This window comes from Olleya sp. NP1-10, from assembly GCF_055804415.1.
In genome coordinates, this window is record NZ_CM147840.1 from 2,034,297 (window position 1) to 2,050,921 (window position 16,625).

The 16,625-nt window shown below is 31.7% G+C and carries 13 protein-coding genes; 8 read left to right on the forward strand and 5 right to left on the reverse strand.

Annotated elements, in window-relative coordinates; translation table 11 throughout:
• The first annotated feature begins 15 nt into the window (after nt 1-15).
• From AC0L4B_RS09395 to AC0L4B_RS09420, 6 genes are all read left to right on the forward strand, one after another.
• Nucleotides 16-879 carry a hydroxymethylglutaryl-CoA lyase gene (locus AC0L4B_RS09395; protein ID WP_473436693.1) on the forward strand — a complete coding sequence of 288 codons (864 nt, stop codon included), beginning with the start codon at nt 16-18 and terminating at the stop codon, nt 877-879.
• Between the two features lie 207 nt (nt 880-1,086).
• On the forward strand, nt 1,087-2,295 hold the full coding sequence (locus tag AC0L4B_RS09400) for a DUF4856 domain-containing protein (RefSeq protein ID WP_473436694.1): 1,209 nt from the start codon (nt 1,087-1,089) through the stop codon (nt 2,293-2,295).
• 86 nt (nt 2,296-2,381) lie between these two features.
• Nucleotides 2,382-3,473: an imelysin family protein gene (locus AC0L4B_RS09405; RefSeq protein WP_473436695.1), complete on the forward strand. Its 1,092-nt coding sequence runs from the start codon at nt 2,382-2,384 to the stop codon at nt 3,471-3,473.
• A 57-nt stretch (nt 3,474-3,530) separates the two neighbouring features.
• Complete coding sequence (locus tag AC0L4B_RS09410) at nt 3,531-4,895, forward strand: HTTM domain-containing protein (protein ID WP_473436696.1); 1,365 nt, start codon at nt 3,531-3,533, stop codon at nt 4,893-4,895.
• Entirely contained in the window at nt 4,876-7,302 is a 2,427-nt protein-coding gene (locus AC0L4B_RS09415; protein ID WP_473436697.1) for a TonB-dependent receptor family protein, read from the forward strand. The genes AC0L4B_RS09410 and AC0L4B_RS09415 overlap by 20 nt, the downstream gene beginning before the upstream one ends.
• A gap of 122 nt (nt 7,303-7,424) precedes the next feature.
• On the forward strand, nt 7,425-7,673 hold the full coding sequence (locus AC0L4B_RS09420) for a hypothetical protein (protein WP_028607928.1): 249 nt from the start codon (nt 7,425-7,427) through the stop codon (nt 7,671-7,673).
• Between the two features lie 50 nt (nt 7,674-7,723).
• On the opposite strand, the gene AC0L4B_RS09425 is transcribed toward AC0L4B_RS09420, so the two are convergent.
• The 3 genes from AC0L4B_RS09425 to AC0L4B_RS09435 form a co-directional block, all read right to left on the reverse strand.
• Complete coding sequence (locus AC0L4B_RS09425; RefSeq protein WP_473436698.1) at nt 7,724-8,803, reverse strand: imelysin family protein; 1,080 nt, start codon at nt 8,801-8,803, stop codon at nt 7,724-7,726.
• Between the two features lie 2 nt (nt 8,804-8,805).
• Nucleotides 8,806-10,212 (reverse strand): di-heme oxidoreductase family protein, encoded by a 1,407-nt coding sequence (locus AC0L4B_RS09430; RefSeq protein ID WP_473436699.1) that lies wholly within the window; start codon nt 10,210-10,212, stop codon nt 8,806-8,808.
• Nucleotides 10,213-10,286: 74 nt separating this feature from the next.
• Entirely contained in the window at nt 10,287-11,387 is a 1,101-nt protein-coding gene (locus tag AC0L4B_RS09435) for an imelysin family protein (RefSeq protein WP_473436700.1), read from the reverse strand.
• Nucleotides 11,388-11,718: 331 nt separating this feature from the next.
• Here AC0L4B_RS09435 and guaB point away from each other — a divergent pair, with 331 nt between their 5' ends.
• A complete protein-coding gene (guaB, locus tag AC0L4B_RS09440; RefSeq protein ID WP_473436701.1) occupies nt 11,719-13,188 on the forward strand; it encodes an IMP dehydrogenase in 1,470 nt (489 codons plus the stop codon).
• A 244-nt stretch (nt 13,189-13,432) separates the two neighbouring features.
• A complete protein-coding gene (locus tag AC0L4B_RS09445) occupies nt 13,433-14,950 on the forward strand; it encodes a GH3 family acyl-acid amido synthetase (RefSeq protein WP_473436702.1) in 1,518 nt (505 codons plus the stop codon).
• Here AC0L4B_RS09445 and AC0L4B_RS09450 read toward each other — a convergent pair.
• Together AC0L4B_RS09450 and AC0L4B_RS09455 are read right to left on the reverse strand one after the other, a co-directional pair.
• Nucleotides 14,947-15,522 (reverse strand): hypothetical protein, encoded by a 576-nt coding sequence (locus AC0L4B_RS09450; protein ID WP_473436703.1) that lies wholly within the window; start codon nt 15,520-15,522, stop codon nt 14,947-14,949. The two genes, AC0L4B_RS09445 and AC0L4B_RS09450, sit on opposite strands and share 4 nt — an antisense overlap.
• Before the next feature lie 134 nt (nt 15,523-15,656).
• Nucleotides 15,657-16,625, reverse strand: a complete 969-nt coding sequence (locus tag AC0L4B_RS09455; RefSeq protein ID WP_473436704.1) for an alpha/beta fold hydrolase — start codon at nt 16,623-16,625, stop codon at nt 15,657-15,659.

Sequence of the window (16,625 nt, forward strand, 5' to 3'; positions counted from 1 at the left end):
CAATACAAAGTGCAAATGTCAAACCAAGTTAAAGTTATAGAATGTCCTAGAGATGCCATGCAAGGCATTAAACAGTTTATTCCTACAAAACAAAAAGTACAATATATCCAATCTTTGCTTCGTGTTGGTTTTGATACAATTGACTTTGGTAGTTTTGTGTCACCTAAAGCCATACCACAAATGGTTGACACAGCAGAAGTTTTAGCACAATTAGATTTAAGTCAAACAAAAAGTAAATTGTTATCAATTATAGCTAACTCTAGAGGAGCTTCTGATGCGTGCAAACATCCTGAGATTGATTATTTAGGCTATCCATTTTCTATTTCAGAAAATTTTCAAATGCGTAACACGCATAAGACTATTGCACAATCTATAGTTTTACTTCAAGATATTTTAAATCAGGCAGATGCAGCTAACAAAGAAGTTGTGGTTTATATATCAATGGGATTTGGTAATCCATATGGTGACCCTTGGGATGTGAATATAGTAGGAGAGTGGACGGAACGTTTAAGCAAAATGGGAGTAAAAATCTTGTCTTTAAGTGATACTGTTGGGACTTCAAACCCTGAAAATATTGACTATTTATTTTCTAATTTAATTCCAGAATATCAAAATATAGAGTTTGGTGCGCACTTGCATACCACACCAGATACTTGGTTTGAAAAAGTGGATTCAGCCTATAGAGCAGGTTGCAAGCGTTTTGATGGAGCTATTCAAGGTTTTGGTGGTTGTCCAATGGCTAAAGATGACTTAACTGGTAACATGCCAACAGAAAAGGTATTGTCTTATTTAACTTCAAAAAAAGTAAATAATCTACATGCTATGTCTTTTGAAAGTGCTTATAATGAGGCTTCTAAGATTTTTAATGCATATCATTAACCAAATACATTGTCTTTCAATAAAATTGAAAGATTTTTAACTATTATAACTTGTTGTAATTCAGTTTTTTAAATTTAAAATATAACTTTAATTTAAATTTGGTCTAAATAAACTTGTGATAAAAGCTTTTGGTTTTTATTTTTGCATAAAAATTACAGGTCTATCTGTAATTAGTCTAAATAATAATAGAAACAAAATTATTTTTAAATGAAAAAAATTGTATTCGGATTAGCAGCATTAGCAACTTTATCATTAACCTCATGTTCTAGCGACGATGACGGAGGAAACGTTACTCCAACGACTTCTGTAACAACACCAGACACATATACTTTTGAAAGAGATGGAAGTACAACAGTTAACTTTAGTGGTCAGACTACGCGTATTCAAATGGCTCAAGAGTTAATCGCAGGTTTTTTAGACACTTCTAATACAGAAGCAACTTTAGATGCGATGTTTGCTCATGAAGAAGGTAATGCAGATTTTAGTGATGCAGATTTAAATGCATCAAACAAAAGCATTAGAAGTAAAACAGCAGCTTCTACAGATTATTTCTCAGCAAATACTACAGATGCAGCAACAATAAAAGCAATATTTGATTATTATATTTTTGCACAAGTAGAGGATGTATTCCCTAACTGGACAACTATCGCAACAGCTGGTTATGCAGGTCAATTACAACAAGCTGGTGGAGGAACTACACGTTATGTCAATGAACAAGGTTTAGAATATAACCAAGCCTTTGCAAAAAGTTTGATAGGTGCTTTGATGACAGATCAAATATTAAACAACTACTTAAGTCCTTCAGTTTTAGATGCAGGAGATAATGTTGCAAATAATGATGCAGCTGTTTTAGATGGTGATAATAATTACACTACTATGGAACATAAATGGGATGAAGCTTATGGTTATTTATATGGTAACGAAGACAATCCAGCTGTTCCAGTTTTAGGAGCAGATAACTTTTTAAACGAGTATTTATCAAGAGTAGATAGCGATACAGACTTTAATGGTATTGCAATGGATGTATACAACGCGTTTAAATTAGGTCGTGCTGCAATTGTAGCTAAAGATTATGACGTACGTGATGCTCAAGCAGACATTATTAGAGAGAAAATATCTCAAGTAATTGCAGTTAGAGCAATCTATTATTTACAACAAGGAAAAAATAATCTAGGAACAAGTAATGCATCAGCTTTTCACGCATTATCTGAAGCTTACGGATTTATTTATAGCTTACAGTTCACAAGAAAACCAGGTACTACTGAACCATATTTTTCTAAAGACGAAGTATTGTTTTTAACAGACTCTTTAATGCAAGGTGATGGTTTTTGGGATGTAACTGCCGAAACTTTAGATACTCTTTCTGATACAATTTCAGCAGAGTTTAGCTTCACAACTGAGCAAGCAGGAAGTTAAGATTTTACTTATTAATAGTAGTCATTTATTTTAATGGCTACTATTAAGTATTTTTGCACACTGAAAAAAGAAAAATTATTATTTATATGAAAAAGTTAATTTACATTTTTGCGGTATTTGTATTAGTAGCAGCATGTTCAGAATCTGATGATTCTAATGACAATGGTGTTGTAGACAATTATAATAGAGCTGCCATGCAAACCAATTTGGCAGACAATATTATAATACCAAGTCTTGAAAGCTTCAAAACCTCTTTAGAAACATTTTCTGATGCTAACTCAACATTTGTTGCTAGTCCAGATCAAGTTAATTTAGATAATTTAAGAGCAGCTTGGTTAGATGCTTATAAAAAATGGCAATTAGTAGAACCTTTTGATATCGGTCAAGCCGAAGTTATTAGTTACCGTAACCAAATGAATATATATCCTACAGATGTAGATAATATTGAAAGTAATATTGAAAATGGAAACTATGACTTAACGCATGACAATAATAATGATGCAGTTGGGTTTCCTGCATTAGATTATATGCTTTATGGTTTAGCAGACTCTGATACAGAGCTATTAAACAAATATCAAGACGTAAAATACATCACGTATTTAACAGATTTGATAGAAGCTATGAACACGATTACCGAAGAAGTTCTTACAGATTGGACAACAAATTACAGATCTTTATTTGTTTCTAGTACAAGTAATACCTTAACAAGTGCTGTAAATAAATTTATCAACGATTATATTTTTTATTTTGAAAAAGGTTTAAGAGCAAATAAAATTGGTATTCCTGCAGGAGTTTTTTCAACAAATCCTTTACCTGAAAAGGCAGAGGCTATATACAATGGAAATAATTCAAGAGATTTAGCAATTTTAGCTTTAGATAATGCTCAAAATATTTTTAACGGTAAAACGTCTATTAGTTCAGAAATTGGAGAAGGCTTTTATTCTTATTTAGTTCAGTTAGGTAGAACAGATTTAGCAACACTTATTAATACCAGAATAGATGATGCTAGAGAGAAAATTCTACTTTTAAATCAAGATTTAAAAACTCAAGTGGAAATCGATAATACTAAAATGAACGAAGCTTATGATGCATTACAGTTAGTAGTCGTATCTTTAAAAGTTGATATGTTACAAGCATTTGATGTAAGCGTTGATTATCAAGATGCTGATGGTGATTAATACTAAATAACACTAATTTTAAAGGTTGATTGTAATATATCAACCTTTTTTTGTAACATGAATTTTAGCTTTAAAACATATTTAAACAAAACCACAGATGCTGCAACTTTAGCAGTGTTTAGGATTGGTTTTGGTGTAATGATGTGTTATGGAATACTCCGTTTTTGGTTAAAAGGATGGATTGAAACGGTATATGTCCAACCAAAATTTCATTTCAAGTATTATGGTTTTGAGTGGGTTCATGTTTTAGGTAATTACACCTATATATTATTTTTAATATGTGGTCTGTCTGCCATTTTTGTAGCTATAGGTTATAAGTATAAATTGGCTATAATTACCTTTTTTATTAGCTTTACTTATATAGAGTTAATGGATAAAACCGTGTATTTAAATCATTATTATTTTATAAGCATACTTAGCTTTTTAATGATTTTTTTACCTGCTAATGCCTACTTTTCTTTAGATAATTATAAGTCTAAAAAAGCTTTTAATACCATACCTAAATGGTGTGTAGATAGTATTAAATTGCTATTGGGTATCGTTTATTTTTATGCAGGATTGGCTAAAATTAATAGTGATTGGTTATTTAGAGCACAGCCTTTAAAAATTTGGCTGCCTTCTAAATACGATTTACCATTTATTGGCGAAACTGTGATGCAGCAAGAGTGGTTTCACTTTGCTATGAGTTGGTCTGGTATGTTGTATGATTTACTTATTCCGTTTTTTCTATTGTATAAACGTACACGCTTTGTAGCCTTTTTATTTGTTATTTTTTTCCATGTATTTACAAGAGTTTTATTTCCAATAGGCATGTTTCCTTTTGTAATGATAGTTAGTGCAATAATCTTTTTTGATGCTACTATACATCATAAAATATTAAATAAAATAAAGTCGATGCTTGGCTTTATTTCCGCGAAAGCGAAACCTATACAATATAAACAAGCATACGCTGTAAGGTATAATAGGTTAATACTACCAATAGTAGGATTATTTTTTACAATACAATTATTATTTCCGTTTAGATATTTATTATATCCAGGCGAATTATTTTGGACAGAGGAAGGTTACCGTTTATCATGGCGTGTGATGTTAATGGAAAAAATGGGAAACACTACGTTTAAAATTGTAGATAAATATGGGAATTCATTTTTGGTTAACAACTCGGATTTTTTAACACCATTACAAGAAAAACAAATGAGTTCTCAGCCAGATTTTATACTAGAATACGCTCATTATTTAGGAGATCATTTTAGTAGTCAAGGTCATAAAGGTGTACAGGTTTACGCCAAAAGTTATGTGGCTTTAAATGGAAGATTAAGTCAATTATTTGTTGACGAAAGCGTAAATTTGTACCAAGAAAAAGAATCATTTAAACACAAAGATTGGATTTTACCATTTAAAGATGAAATTAAAGGACTTTAACCTATTATTACTAGTAACGTTATCTGCTTTTAGCATGATGGCACAACAAAAAATTTCCGGTACTATTATTAATCATAAAGACGAAGCATTAAGTAATATTGGTGTTTATGACTCTGCAAAAGGGTTAGTAACCATGTCGGATCCTAATGGTTTTTTTAGTTTTACTACTGAAAAAGAAACTTTAAAATTAACCTTTTTTGATTATGAATACGAAGTTTTAGAACAAACCATAAATACAGCTGATGCTGAAAATTTAAGTATTAAATTATTTCCTTTAACGGAAACCACTTTATCAGAAGTAGAAATTACGGTTAGAAAAGCAAAATTATTTAGTTTAAACCGACTGGCAGATGTTGAAGAAACTGCTATTTACGCAGGAAAAAAGACAGAGGTGGTTTTAGTAGACCAGTCTATGGCTAATCTTGGTGCGAATAATGCAAGGCAATTATATAGTCAAGTGGCTGGTTTAAATATTTATCAAAATGATGATGCAGGTTTACAGTTAAATATTGGTGGTCGTGGTTTAGACCCAAACAGAACCGCTAATTTTAATACTCGTCAAAATGGTTATGATATTAGCGCAGATGTGTTAGGATATCCTGAGAGTTATTACACACCAACTGCTGAAGCCTTACAAGAAATACAAATTGTTAGAGGTGCTGCATCACTACAATACGGAACGCAATTTGGAGGTTTGGTAAACTTTGAAATGAAAACACCAAACACACAAAAACCATTAGAAGTTATTACAAGAAATACCGTCGGAAGTAATGGACTTTATACCAACTTTACAAGTGCTAGTGGTACTAAAGGTAAGTTTAGCTATTATACTTTTTTTAATTATAAAAAAGGAGATGGGTTTAGAGATAACTCTAACTTTGAGTCTAAAAATTTTTACGCACATTTAGGGTATCAATTTAATGATAAAACGAAGTTGGAAGGTGAGGTGACGTATTTAAGATATTTAGCAAAACAAGCTGGAGGATTAAATGATGATATGTTTGAAGACGATCCTTACCAAAGTAATAGAGAACGTAATTGGTTTCAGGTAGATTGGTTGTTGTATAATTTAAAGTTATCACATCAATTTTCTGAAAACACAAATTTTACATTTAACGCATTTGGATTAAATGCTTCAAGAAATGCATTAGGTTATAGATCTAATCGTGTGGATCAAGGGGATAGTAATGGCGTTAGAGATTTAATTAAAGGCGAATTTGATAATTTTGGTTTTGAAACTAGAGTGCTAACCAATTATAACCTGTTTAATAAAAAAGCTATAGGATTATTAGGTGCTAAGTTTTATAAAGCCGAAAACACCTCTGAGCAAGGACCAGGAAGTGATGGTTTTGATCCTAATTTTGATTTTCAATATGAAACCTTTCCTAATTATTCTAATCAATCAAGTTATACGTACCCTAATTTAAACGTTGCTGTTTTTGGAGAAAATATAGTGTATTTAAATGATAAACTGTCTATAACACCAGGTTTTAGATTTGAATATATTAATACACAAAGTGATGGTTTTTATAGGCAAATTAATACCGATGGAGCTGGTAATATTATTTTAAATGAATTTACAGAGGACGATTTAACCAGAGAACGCTCGTTTGTACTTTTAGGCTTAGGTGCAAGTTATAAACCAAGTAATACCTTTGAAGTCTACGGAAACCTATCTCAAAACTACAGATCTGTAACATTCTCGGATATCAGTATTAATAATCCAGCCTTCATTATTAGTCCTGATATTGATGACGAAAGTGGGTTTACTGTGGATGCAGGTATAAGAGGAAAACTATCCAATAAAGTATCCTTTGATGTTAGTGCTTTTAGCTTATTTTATAACGATAGAATAGGTTTAGTTCAACGAGTTTTAGAAGATACAAGTATTAAAACCGAAAGAGGTAATGTTGGTGATGCTATGATGTATGGTGTAGAGAGTTTAGTAGAATTTAACTTAGAAAGCCTATTGCTTAAAAACGAAGATTATATTTTTAACTACTATGTTAACTTTTCTTATGTAGACTCAGAATATACAAGGTCTGATGCAATAGGAGTAGAGGGTAATAATGTGGAATTTATACCAAACTACAACTTTAAAACAGGTGTTAGACTAGGTTATAAAGATTTTTTATCTAACATACAGTATACCTATTTGTCGTCTCAGTTTACAGACGCAACAAATTCAGTTGATGGAAATTTAAGTGGAGTTGTTGGTCAGATACCAGCTTATGATGTTTTAGACTTGTCTTTATCTTACAAGTACAAGCAATTTAAGCTTGAAGCAGGTGTTAACAATGTATTGGATAATGCTTATTATACAAGACGTGCTACAGGTTATCCAGGACCAGGAATCATACCGTCTGCCAACCGTAATTTTTACACAACTTTGGAAGTGAAATTTTAAAATCACTCATTTATTTTAAGACAGTCTAAATAGAAACTGTTGCTAATCAGTGTGTTTGTTTGGTTTTTGACTTAATGTTTTAATATCTTTAAATAGTATTAATCTATAAAAGAAGAAAAATTATGTCAATAAGAATAGGAAATAGCTGCGTAAATTGTGAGAATTTAACTGAGAATGAAGTATGTAAAGTACACGCTGTAAAAGTAAGTGATAATTATACTTGTGATAGCTTTGAAATGAAAGCTGCACTAAAAAATGATCCTAATTGTGGGACTTGTGCACGTTATGAATCTACTAACTGTGCTAATCCGCAAAAAGCTGCACCAGGAATGTTATGTTCACATTGGGCACCACAAAATGCTCAAGCTTAATTTTAATTATAGTTAAAAAAAGCCCACTTTTAAAGTGGGCTTTTTTATTTTTAATCTCCATCATTATCTGTAGATGTGATAATAATGGATAAAATACTTCTAACATCAACACTAAATAATATGCCTAGTGCGTCAAGTTCTGTATGTAAATGTGTTACTAAATCAGGATGAGAATTTATAGCGTCAAATAAAGGTACAGGAATAGCATCAATTGCATTTTGTACGTCTTCTATTTTATTTTCTACAGCTTGATTTAAATCATTATTCTTTATAATGTGGTAGACATAATCATCAATACCTAAACCTTCAGAATTAAAATACACGTTTTTAACGCTATTAATGTTTTCTTTTAAAATAGCTAATGATAAACTACTAAAATAAGCTTGTGTAAGTTCTGGATTTGTAATTTGAGAATTTTCTAAACCTGCAGGTTTTCCAATTTTAGTAACCTTTCCTGTATCTATCAAATTATATAAACCATTGTATAATCTATTAAACGAGTCTCTTATTCCGCTTTCATTATTATCAATAAAAGTACTAGCGTAATTACCAGGACTATTCCAGATACCAACCAGTCTTTCTGATTGTGATTTTAAATCTAAGGCTGTGTATTTTAAATAATCTTGTCTTTTAATATCATCAATAAATTGAGTGTTTACAGTGGTAATATCTGTATTAAACAATAAATACTCTAAAGCAGACAGTGTTTTAATTTGTGGACTTTTAGTTGCTAACAATTCTTCAGTAATAGCATCATTGTCATTAATAACGTTTTCTAAAGCACTAGGTAGTGTTGGCCAATTGTATAATGCTAAATGCATAAATTGATCTCTAACATCACCAATATTAAAGGCATAAATATTAGCATACGCTTTAGCTGTTATTTTCCATTGGTCTTTAGCAAGACTTAAATTAGCTTCAGTTAAAGTATTTAAATAGGTTTCGATACTAGTGTTTAATGTATTACTTTCCGTTTTAAAATTAACGACACTTGGCAGTATTTGGTAATTTGTAACATCTTCTAAAAGTTCCGTAACGTTAAAGGCTACTTCTTCTTGTTGATCGTCATCACTATTACAGCTTAATGCAAATAGACAAATAAATAGGAAGGCTTTATATAGGTTATTCATAATTATAATGAGTTTACAAAATCAATTAATTGCTGACGTTTTTCAGTAGATAAATTTTTGAAGTTTTGTTTAATAGTTTCAGCTTCTCCACCATGCCATAAAATAGCTTCTTCTATATTTCTAGCACGACCATCATGAAGTAGGTTGGTGTGGTTATTAACGGTTTCAATTAATCCAATTCCCCAAAGTGGTTGTGTTCTCCATTCGTTTCCGTTGGCATTAAAATCGTCTCGATTATCAGCTAAATCGTCTCCCATATCGTGCAATAAAAAATCCGAATAGGGTTTGATTGTTACATTTTTTAAAAATTCGCTTTCTGCTTCAGTACCTGTAGTTTGGTTAATAGCATGACATGCGATACAGTTAAGTTCATCAAATAATATACGTCCTTGTATGACATCTTCATCCAAATAATTACGACGATTAGGTACGGCTAAATGCGCTTGATAAAATACGACTTTATCCAATTGGTCATCGGTTACTTCAGGAGTTCCTCCGTTAGGAGCATCAAAACAGTCTTGTTGTGGAGACGGACAATTTTGCTCGCTAAAAATTGTAGTAGTTAATCCCATATCACCATGAAAAGCACCTGCTACTTGTTGTTTTAAGGTTGGTGCATTAGCTTTCCAACCGTATTTACCAACGTCTGTTGTATTGGTTTCATAATTATATACAAAATTAGCACGACCAGAGATACCATCGTTGTTACTATCATTAATATCTTCAAATTTAGTGATTTCAATATCTGGTAAAGCAGATATTAATCCTAAGCCAATGGTTTGTTGACCAATTCTTGGAGAGGTGTTTACACCATCTAAGCTTCCAAACTGTTCGTCTTGAAACGTATAAATTGGTTTTTGTAATTGGTAAGTTGTTCCATCAGGATAAGTCCCTTCTATAGTTTGATAGTTAACAATAACTTTGGTTTCATATTGTATACCATTATTAGCGAGGTCTTGTAGTTGTAACCCATAACCTGGTACAGGAATTGCGTCTCCATTAACATCTTGTCCATTTAAACTAACACGCATTAAAAATCCGCTAGAATTTTGTCCATTTACTAAAGGTTGACCTCGACCATCTTTAAAATGGCAGTTTGCACATGCACGAGCGTTAAACGTTGGACCTAATCCATCTCTAGCTGTTGTAGACGCTGGAGAAGAAACCCATGTTTGATTAAATAAAGAGTTTCCAGTTCCAAATTTAGCTTGTTCTTGAAAGGATAATCCATCTATTTCAAATCCAAACGCATTTCCACTAGTAGAGTTAACACCTAGTGCACCAGTTAATAATTCTTCTCCATCAATATATCCATTTAAAGGAGCTTCAATATCGATATAATTATCATCATTTTTGCAGCTTATTGCTGTCAAAATAATTAGACTAAGTGTTAATAATTGGTATTTCATTGTGTACATATTTAAAACAGAAAAAATCTCGAAACTTAATTCGAGATTTTTAAATCATTGTATATTTAAATCAATTATAGGCTAATTCCTATAGCTGTTGCAGATGCGCTGATTTCGTCTGCCCAGTCTTGAAGAGCCACAACACTTTGCATAACTACTCCTAAATTAGAATCTGTTGAGCTTTCTAAGGTTATTAAATAATCAAATGGTTGAGCGTTATTAGCAATAGCATTTACTTTTTCCATTGCATTTTCAGCAGCAATTAATAAAGTTGCAGCTTGCGCTGGGTTAGCTTGTTTAACTAAATCGTAAAAAGAAGCACCACTAACAGAACTATATTCTCCAAAAATCACATTGTAAACTCCTTTTGCATTAGCATAAATATCACGATGTGTGTTGTCACTAAAACAAGAATGTTCGTCTTCTTGACCTAATCCACCAATACCATCGGTAGAATCTACAGGAGCAATGATACGTTCAGAGCTTAACTCGTCACCAGCAATAAAAAAGGCTCCATTTATTAATTGTTTCAGGGCAACATCTTGATCTAAGCTTTCAAAAACAGCTCTGTATGTTCCTCCAGTAGCCCAAGTTGTTGTTAAAGCATTTAAATCGCTAACAAGTAAATCGGTTGCTGTTTGTAAATATAAAGCGCGTCTGTCTGCATGATCAGCAGTTGTATAATCGGTAAATGCTCTTGTTCCTGGTAAGTCGTCCACTGGCATTGTGTTGTCTTGTCCCCAAAGTAAGAATTCTATTGCGTGCCATCCTGCACTAATAGATTTGTCGTTTATACTTTCATTTAATCCTGCAATTGTTACTTGATCAATACTAACAGTATCGTCACCAATAATGCTGTTATAATCGTTAGCATACTCTTCCGTTCCATCAGCAACATAATCAATGTAACTTTCATCAATTGGCCAAGCATTCATTTGTCCCTCAGTCCCTAAAGACCAAGTTTCAGATTCAGTATCAACAGGTCCATCAGCTTCTCTAAAGGCTTCTGTTAATCCGTAAAATTCTCTTGCATCTAACCAGGTTTGCTTAGCAGCAATAAAACTGTCTTCAGAAGGTGTCGCTATAAAATCTTCAATAGCTGATTGCATATCTAAAGCACTATTGTAGCTATCTAAATAGGTTTGGTACACTAAGTTACCATAAGTTGCAGTCACATCAGATTTACTAACTGCATTTGCGTCTTCTGTAATTGTATCATCATCATTATTACATGAAAATATAGATAAAGATAATCCAAGTACTAATGTGGTTTTTAAAAATTGGTTTTCATTTGTTGTTATTTAGACTTAATAAAAATAATGTTGCAAATATATTTTTAGATTCAATACAAAACAAGTTATTTAGAATAAATCTTAATAAATTTTAAGATTATATTTTAATTCTAAAATCAATGAATTAAATATTTAGTTTTCATTCTGATTGTTAAAAAGTATTTTACTATTAATATAATGATTACCTTTACACGCAATTAATTCTAATTGCAACATGACAGCACACGAAAACAAAATTGTCGGAGAAGGTCTAACGTATGATGACGTACTTTTAGTTCCAGCATTTTCAGAAGTACTTCCACGCGAAGTCAACATTCAATCAAAATTTACAAGAAATATTACCATTAACGTACCAATAGTTTCTGCAGCTATGGATACAGTTACAGAAAGTCAAATGGCAATTGCTATGGCTAGAGAAGGAGGTATTGGTGTGTTGCACAAAAACATGACTATAGAGCAACAAGCGACTAAAGTACGTAAAGTTAAACGTGCAGAAAGTGGTATGATTATAGATCCTGTAACTTTACCATTAACAGCTATTGTAAGTGATGCTAAAAATGCAATGAAAGAACATAGCATTGGAGGAATCCCAATAGTAGATACAGACGGAGTTTTAAAAGGTATTGTTACTAACAGAGACTTACGTTTTGAGCATGAAAATAGTAGACCAATTATTGAAGTTATGACTAGTGAAAAGCTTGTAACAGCTCCTGTTGGAACATCATTAAAAGATGCTGAAAAAATATTACAACAAAATAAAATTGAAAAACTTTTAATTGTTGAAGGTGATAAGTTAGAAGGTTTAATAACCTTTAGAGATATAACTAAAGTCACACAAAAGCCTATAGCAAATAAAGATACTTTTGGACGTTTACGTGTTGCTGCAGCAATAGGTGTCACTGGAGATGCTGTTGATCGTGCTGAAGCTTTAGTAAAAGCAGATGTTGATGCTATAGTTATAGATACTGCACATGGACATACAAAAGGTGTAGTCAGTGTTTTAAAAGAAATAAAATCTAAATTTCCTAAATTAGAAGTTATAGTAGGTAATATTGCTACAGGAGCAGCTGCAAAGTATTTAGTAGACGCAGGAGCAGATGCAGTAAAGGTAGGTATTGGACCAGGCTCTATTTGTACAACTCGTGTTGTTGCTGGTGTAGGTTTTCCTCAATTTAGTGCAGTATTAGAGGTGGCAGCTGCTATAAAAGGAAGTGGAGTGCCAGTAATTGCAGATGGAGGAATCCGTTATACAGGTGATATACCTAAAGCCTTAGCTGCAGGAGCAGACACTGTTATGTTAGGATCTCTTTTAGCAGGAACCAAAGAAAGTCCAGGAGAAACAATTATATACGAAGGACGTAAGTTTAAGTCGTATAGAGGTATGGGATCTGTAGAAGCTATGAAAAAAGGAAGTAAAGATCGTTATTTCCAAGATGTCGAAGATGATATTAAAAAATTAGTACCTGAAGGTATTGTTGGACGTGTCCCTTATAAAGGTGATTTATATGAAAGTTTACACCAATTTATAGGTGGTTTAAGAGCAGGAATGGGTTATTGTGGCGCTAAAGACGTAGCTACTTTACAAGATACAGGACGATTTGTTAAAATTACAGCTTCAGGAATTAATGAGAGTCATCCACATGATGTGACTATCACCAAAGAAGCTCCAAATTACTCAAGATAGTATCTTGTTTAAATAAAAAAGAAAAAGCACAACTTTTAAAGTTGTGCTTTTTTTATTAAAAATTAATTATGTTATTGCAAATTGCTTGAAATATGAGCTGAATTGAAACTCTAATGGTTTATTTAGAATGTTAATTTTACTTTAAGATAACTTGGTAAATGCATATTTATATCTATTTTCAAATTATTGTTCACTAGAAGAGTTTTTCTTTTAGAATTAACACAAGTAATTAATTTACATAACCATGGAAATTATAGGTAATATTATAAAAGGTGCTATTCATTTAAAGGATGCTTTAACACCAGAGGTCAATCCAATTGAAGCACAGGAAAAGGTATTAGAAATGCTTTTAAAAACAGCCAAAGATACTCAGTTTGGTAAGCACTATAATTTTGAAACGATATTAAATCAAGACACTCCTAATTTAGCTTTTGCAAATCAAGTTCCGTTTTTTGATTATAACCAAATTAACGAAGCTTGGTGGTCTAAATTACATGAAGGAGAAGACGATGTTACTTGGCCAGGAAGTCCAACTTATTATGCATTAAGTTCTGGTACAACCGGAAAGACCAGTAAGCGTATTCCTGTAACAGACGCAATGTTGTCTGCTATCAAACAAGCAGGAATCGATCAAGTTACTGCTCTTAGTAATTTTGATTTACCAGCAGAATTTTTTGCAACAGAAGCGATGATGTTAGGTAGTTCTACCGATTTAACAGAAAAGGATGATCATTTAGAAGGTGAGATTAGCGGAATTACTGCAAGTAATATTCCATCATGGTTTAAAGGCTTTTATAAACCAGGCGAAGCGATTGCTAAAATAGACGATTGGGATAAGCGTGTTGTCCAAATAGCAAAACGTGCAAAACAATGGGATATTGGAGCACTAAGTGGTATTCCTTCATGGATGGAGTTAATGCTTAAAACGGTTATAGACTATCATAAAGTAGACAATATTCATCAGGTTTGGCCAAATTTACAAGTGTATACTTCTGGAGGTGTCGCTTTTGGGCCTTATAAAAAAAGCTTCAATGCTTTACTTGGTAAACCAGTCACTGTTATAGACACTTACTTAGCTTCAGAGGGCTTTTTAGCGTTTCAAGCTAGACCAGAAACCACAGCAATGCAGTTAGTAACTAATGGCGGAATTTATTTTGAATTTGTACCCTTTAAGCCAGAATACATAAATCCTGATGGATCCATAACACAAGATGCACCAAGTTTAACTTTAAGAGACGTTGAACTTGATCAGGATTATGTTGTAATAATAAGTACTGTAAGTGGAGCTTGGCGTTATTTAATAGGTGATACTATTGAATTTACAAATATTGAAAAAGCAGAAATAAAAATAACAGGTCGTACCAAATTCTTTTTAAATACAGTTGGTTCTCAACTATCAGTTAATAAATTAGATGACGCTATTAGGTTTTTAGAAGAAAAATTTAAGACTACAATTCCTGAATACACATTATGTGCTAAGCGTTTTGATGATGGTTTTTATCATTCTTGGTATTTAGGTTCTGATAATTTATCATCAGATACTGTTGCTAATGTTTTAGATGAATTTTTGAAAGACGCTAATAAAAACTATAAAGTTGCTAGAAGTAAAGCTTTAGAAGGTGTAAAAGTTGAAGTAGTAAGCCCTGAAGTGTTTCATGATTGGAGTGGTGCTAACAAGAAAAAAGGTGGTCAAGTTAAAATGGAACGTGTTATGGGAGAAGATAAGTTTAAAGAATGGGAAAATTTTGTAGTTAAATATTAAGATTTAGAGATTTCTAAGTCGCGTTGATGTATTAGTTCCATAATTTCTTCTGGAGATAAATAGTATTTTTTGATTCTTGCAATATATGACGCATCAATATTTGCTTGACTTAAGATAAACTCTTTTGTAATCAAAATATATTTTTCCATACCAGATTTAACAGCATAAGTGTCTGCAGCTCTTTCTGCTTCAGCAATATGGCTGTCTGAGAATAAATACTTAACACCAAACCAAATTAAATTACTGTTACTTCGGTTTCTGTAATCCATAATATGACCCAATTCGTGACCAATCCATCCTATAATAACATCTTTAGGCATGTCTTTAGTAAAAAAGGTTTCGCCTGAAATTTTAACAGTTTCACTAATAAAAATATTATAGGATCTGTTGCCTTTTTTCTTAAAAAAACTACCAAAACTAGGTTGTGCTTGCATGGTTGATTTTTTAATGTTTTTCTTAAACTCAAAATTAATAGAAGTGTCTTTTAATTCAGGATAAAATGATAAAGCAATTTCGATTTCATTTTGTATTATTTTGGGTATAGTGGATTGTGGGTATATCGTATTTGTCATAAAAATTATTAATATTAATGCTATTAATAATATAATCAATTATTATACAAGCCAAAACCATTTAACTTTTCATCTATTTATTTTAACACATTATAAGCACAACAATTAAGTTATGCTTAATTTAAAATACTTAATTATTTAATATTGTTTTTGTCTAAAAATTGTAAGATTAATGTGGCTATTTCAGTCGTTTTTTCTTCAGCAGCAAAATGTCCTGCATCAAGTAAATGCAATTCAGCATTAGGTAAGTGTGTAAGGTAAGTTTGGGCTCCTTTGTAATTAAATTTTAAATCTTTTTTACCCCAAGTAATCAATGTTTTTGGTTGGTTAATTTGTAGCATTTTTTGCCATTTAGGATAGCGTAATAAATTAGTGTTATAATCTTGAAATAACTGTACCTGTATTTCTCTATCCTTATCAGAAGTTAAAAATGATAAATCATGTGTCCATGCATCAGGGCTTTGTATATTAATATTTGTACTATCTAAATCAAATAAGTATTGTTTGTTTATAATAGCATTTTTACTTGTTAAACTAAACAAAAAATCGTGTTTTACTTTGCTAGTATCTGTTTGTGCTGTTCTAAAAAAATCTTGTCTTTTTGGTGTTAACCCTTCTAGATAAGCATTAGCATTTTGAATTATTAAAGCTTGGATTCTTTTTGGGTTGTTCATCATCATACGGTAGCCCACTGGAGCACCAAAATCCTGCATATACATTACATATTTTTTGATATTTAATGTATCAATTAGTTTTTGAGTGTAATTAGCTAATAAATCAAAAGTATGTACAGTATTACTTGGGTCCAAATGCGTACTATATCCAGAACCTAAATTATCTGGAGCAATAACGTGATATTGAGTTGCTAACATTGGAATTAAATTACGGTAAGAATGTGAGGACGATGGGTAGCCATGTAACAATACTATTGTAGGTTTAGTTTTGTCTCCAGCTTCGCGATAAAATAATTTAACACTATCAATATCTTGATAATTATATGTTGTTTGTGGAGGAAGAATAAATGTATTCTCTTTTTTGCTACTTTTAGTATTACATCCAGATAATAAAAGAATAAGTGTAATAAATATAAAAAACTGTTTCAT

Coding starts and splice junctions, on each gene's coding strand:
- AC0L4B_RS09395 (WP_473436693.1), top strand. CDS start 16: ATGTCAAACCAAGTTAAAGTTATAGAATGTCCTAGAGATGCCATGCAA.
- AC0L4B_RS09400 (WP_473436694.1), top strand. CDS start 1,087: ATGAAAAAAATTGTATTCGGATTAGCAGCATTAGCAACTTTATCATTA.
- AC0L4B_RS09405 (WP_473436695.1), top strand. CDS start 2,382: ATGAAAAAGTTAATTTACATTTTTGCGGTATTTGTATTAGTAGCAGCA.
- AC0L4B_RS09410 (WP_473436696.1), top strand. CDS start 3,531: ATGAATTTTAGCTTTAAAACATATTTAAACAAAACCACAGATGCTGCA.
- AC0L4B_RS09415 (WP_473436697.1), top strand. CDS start 4,876: ATGAAATTAAAGGACTTTAACCTATTATTACTAGTAACGTTATCTGCT.
- AC0L4B_RS09420 (WP_028607928.1), top strand. CDS start 7,425: ATGTCAATAAGAATAGGAAATAGCTGCGTAAATTGTGAGAATTTAACT.
- AC0L4B_RS09425 (WP_473436698.1), bottom strand. CDS start 8,803: ATGAATAACCTATATAAAGCCTTCCTATTTATTTGTCTATTTGCATTA.
- AC0L4B_RS09430 (WP_473436699.1), bottom strand. CDS start 10,212: ATGAAATACCAATTATTAACACTTAGTCTAATTATTTTGACAGCAATA.
- guaB (WP_473436701.1), top strand. CDS start 11,719: ATGACAGCACACGAAAACAAAATTGTCGGAGAAGGTCTAACGTATGAT.
- AC0L4B_RS09445 (WP_473436702.1), top strand. CDS start 13,433: ATGGAAATTATAGGTAATATTATAAAAGGTGCTATTCATTTAAAGGAT.
- AC0L4B_RS09450 (WP_473436703.1), bottom strand. CDS start 15,522: ATGACAAATACGATATACCCACAATCCACTATACCCAAAATAATACAA.
- AC0L4B_RS09455 (WP_473436704.1), bottom strand. CDS start 16,625: ATGAAACAGTTTTTTATATTTATTACACTTATTCTTTTATTATCTGGA.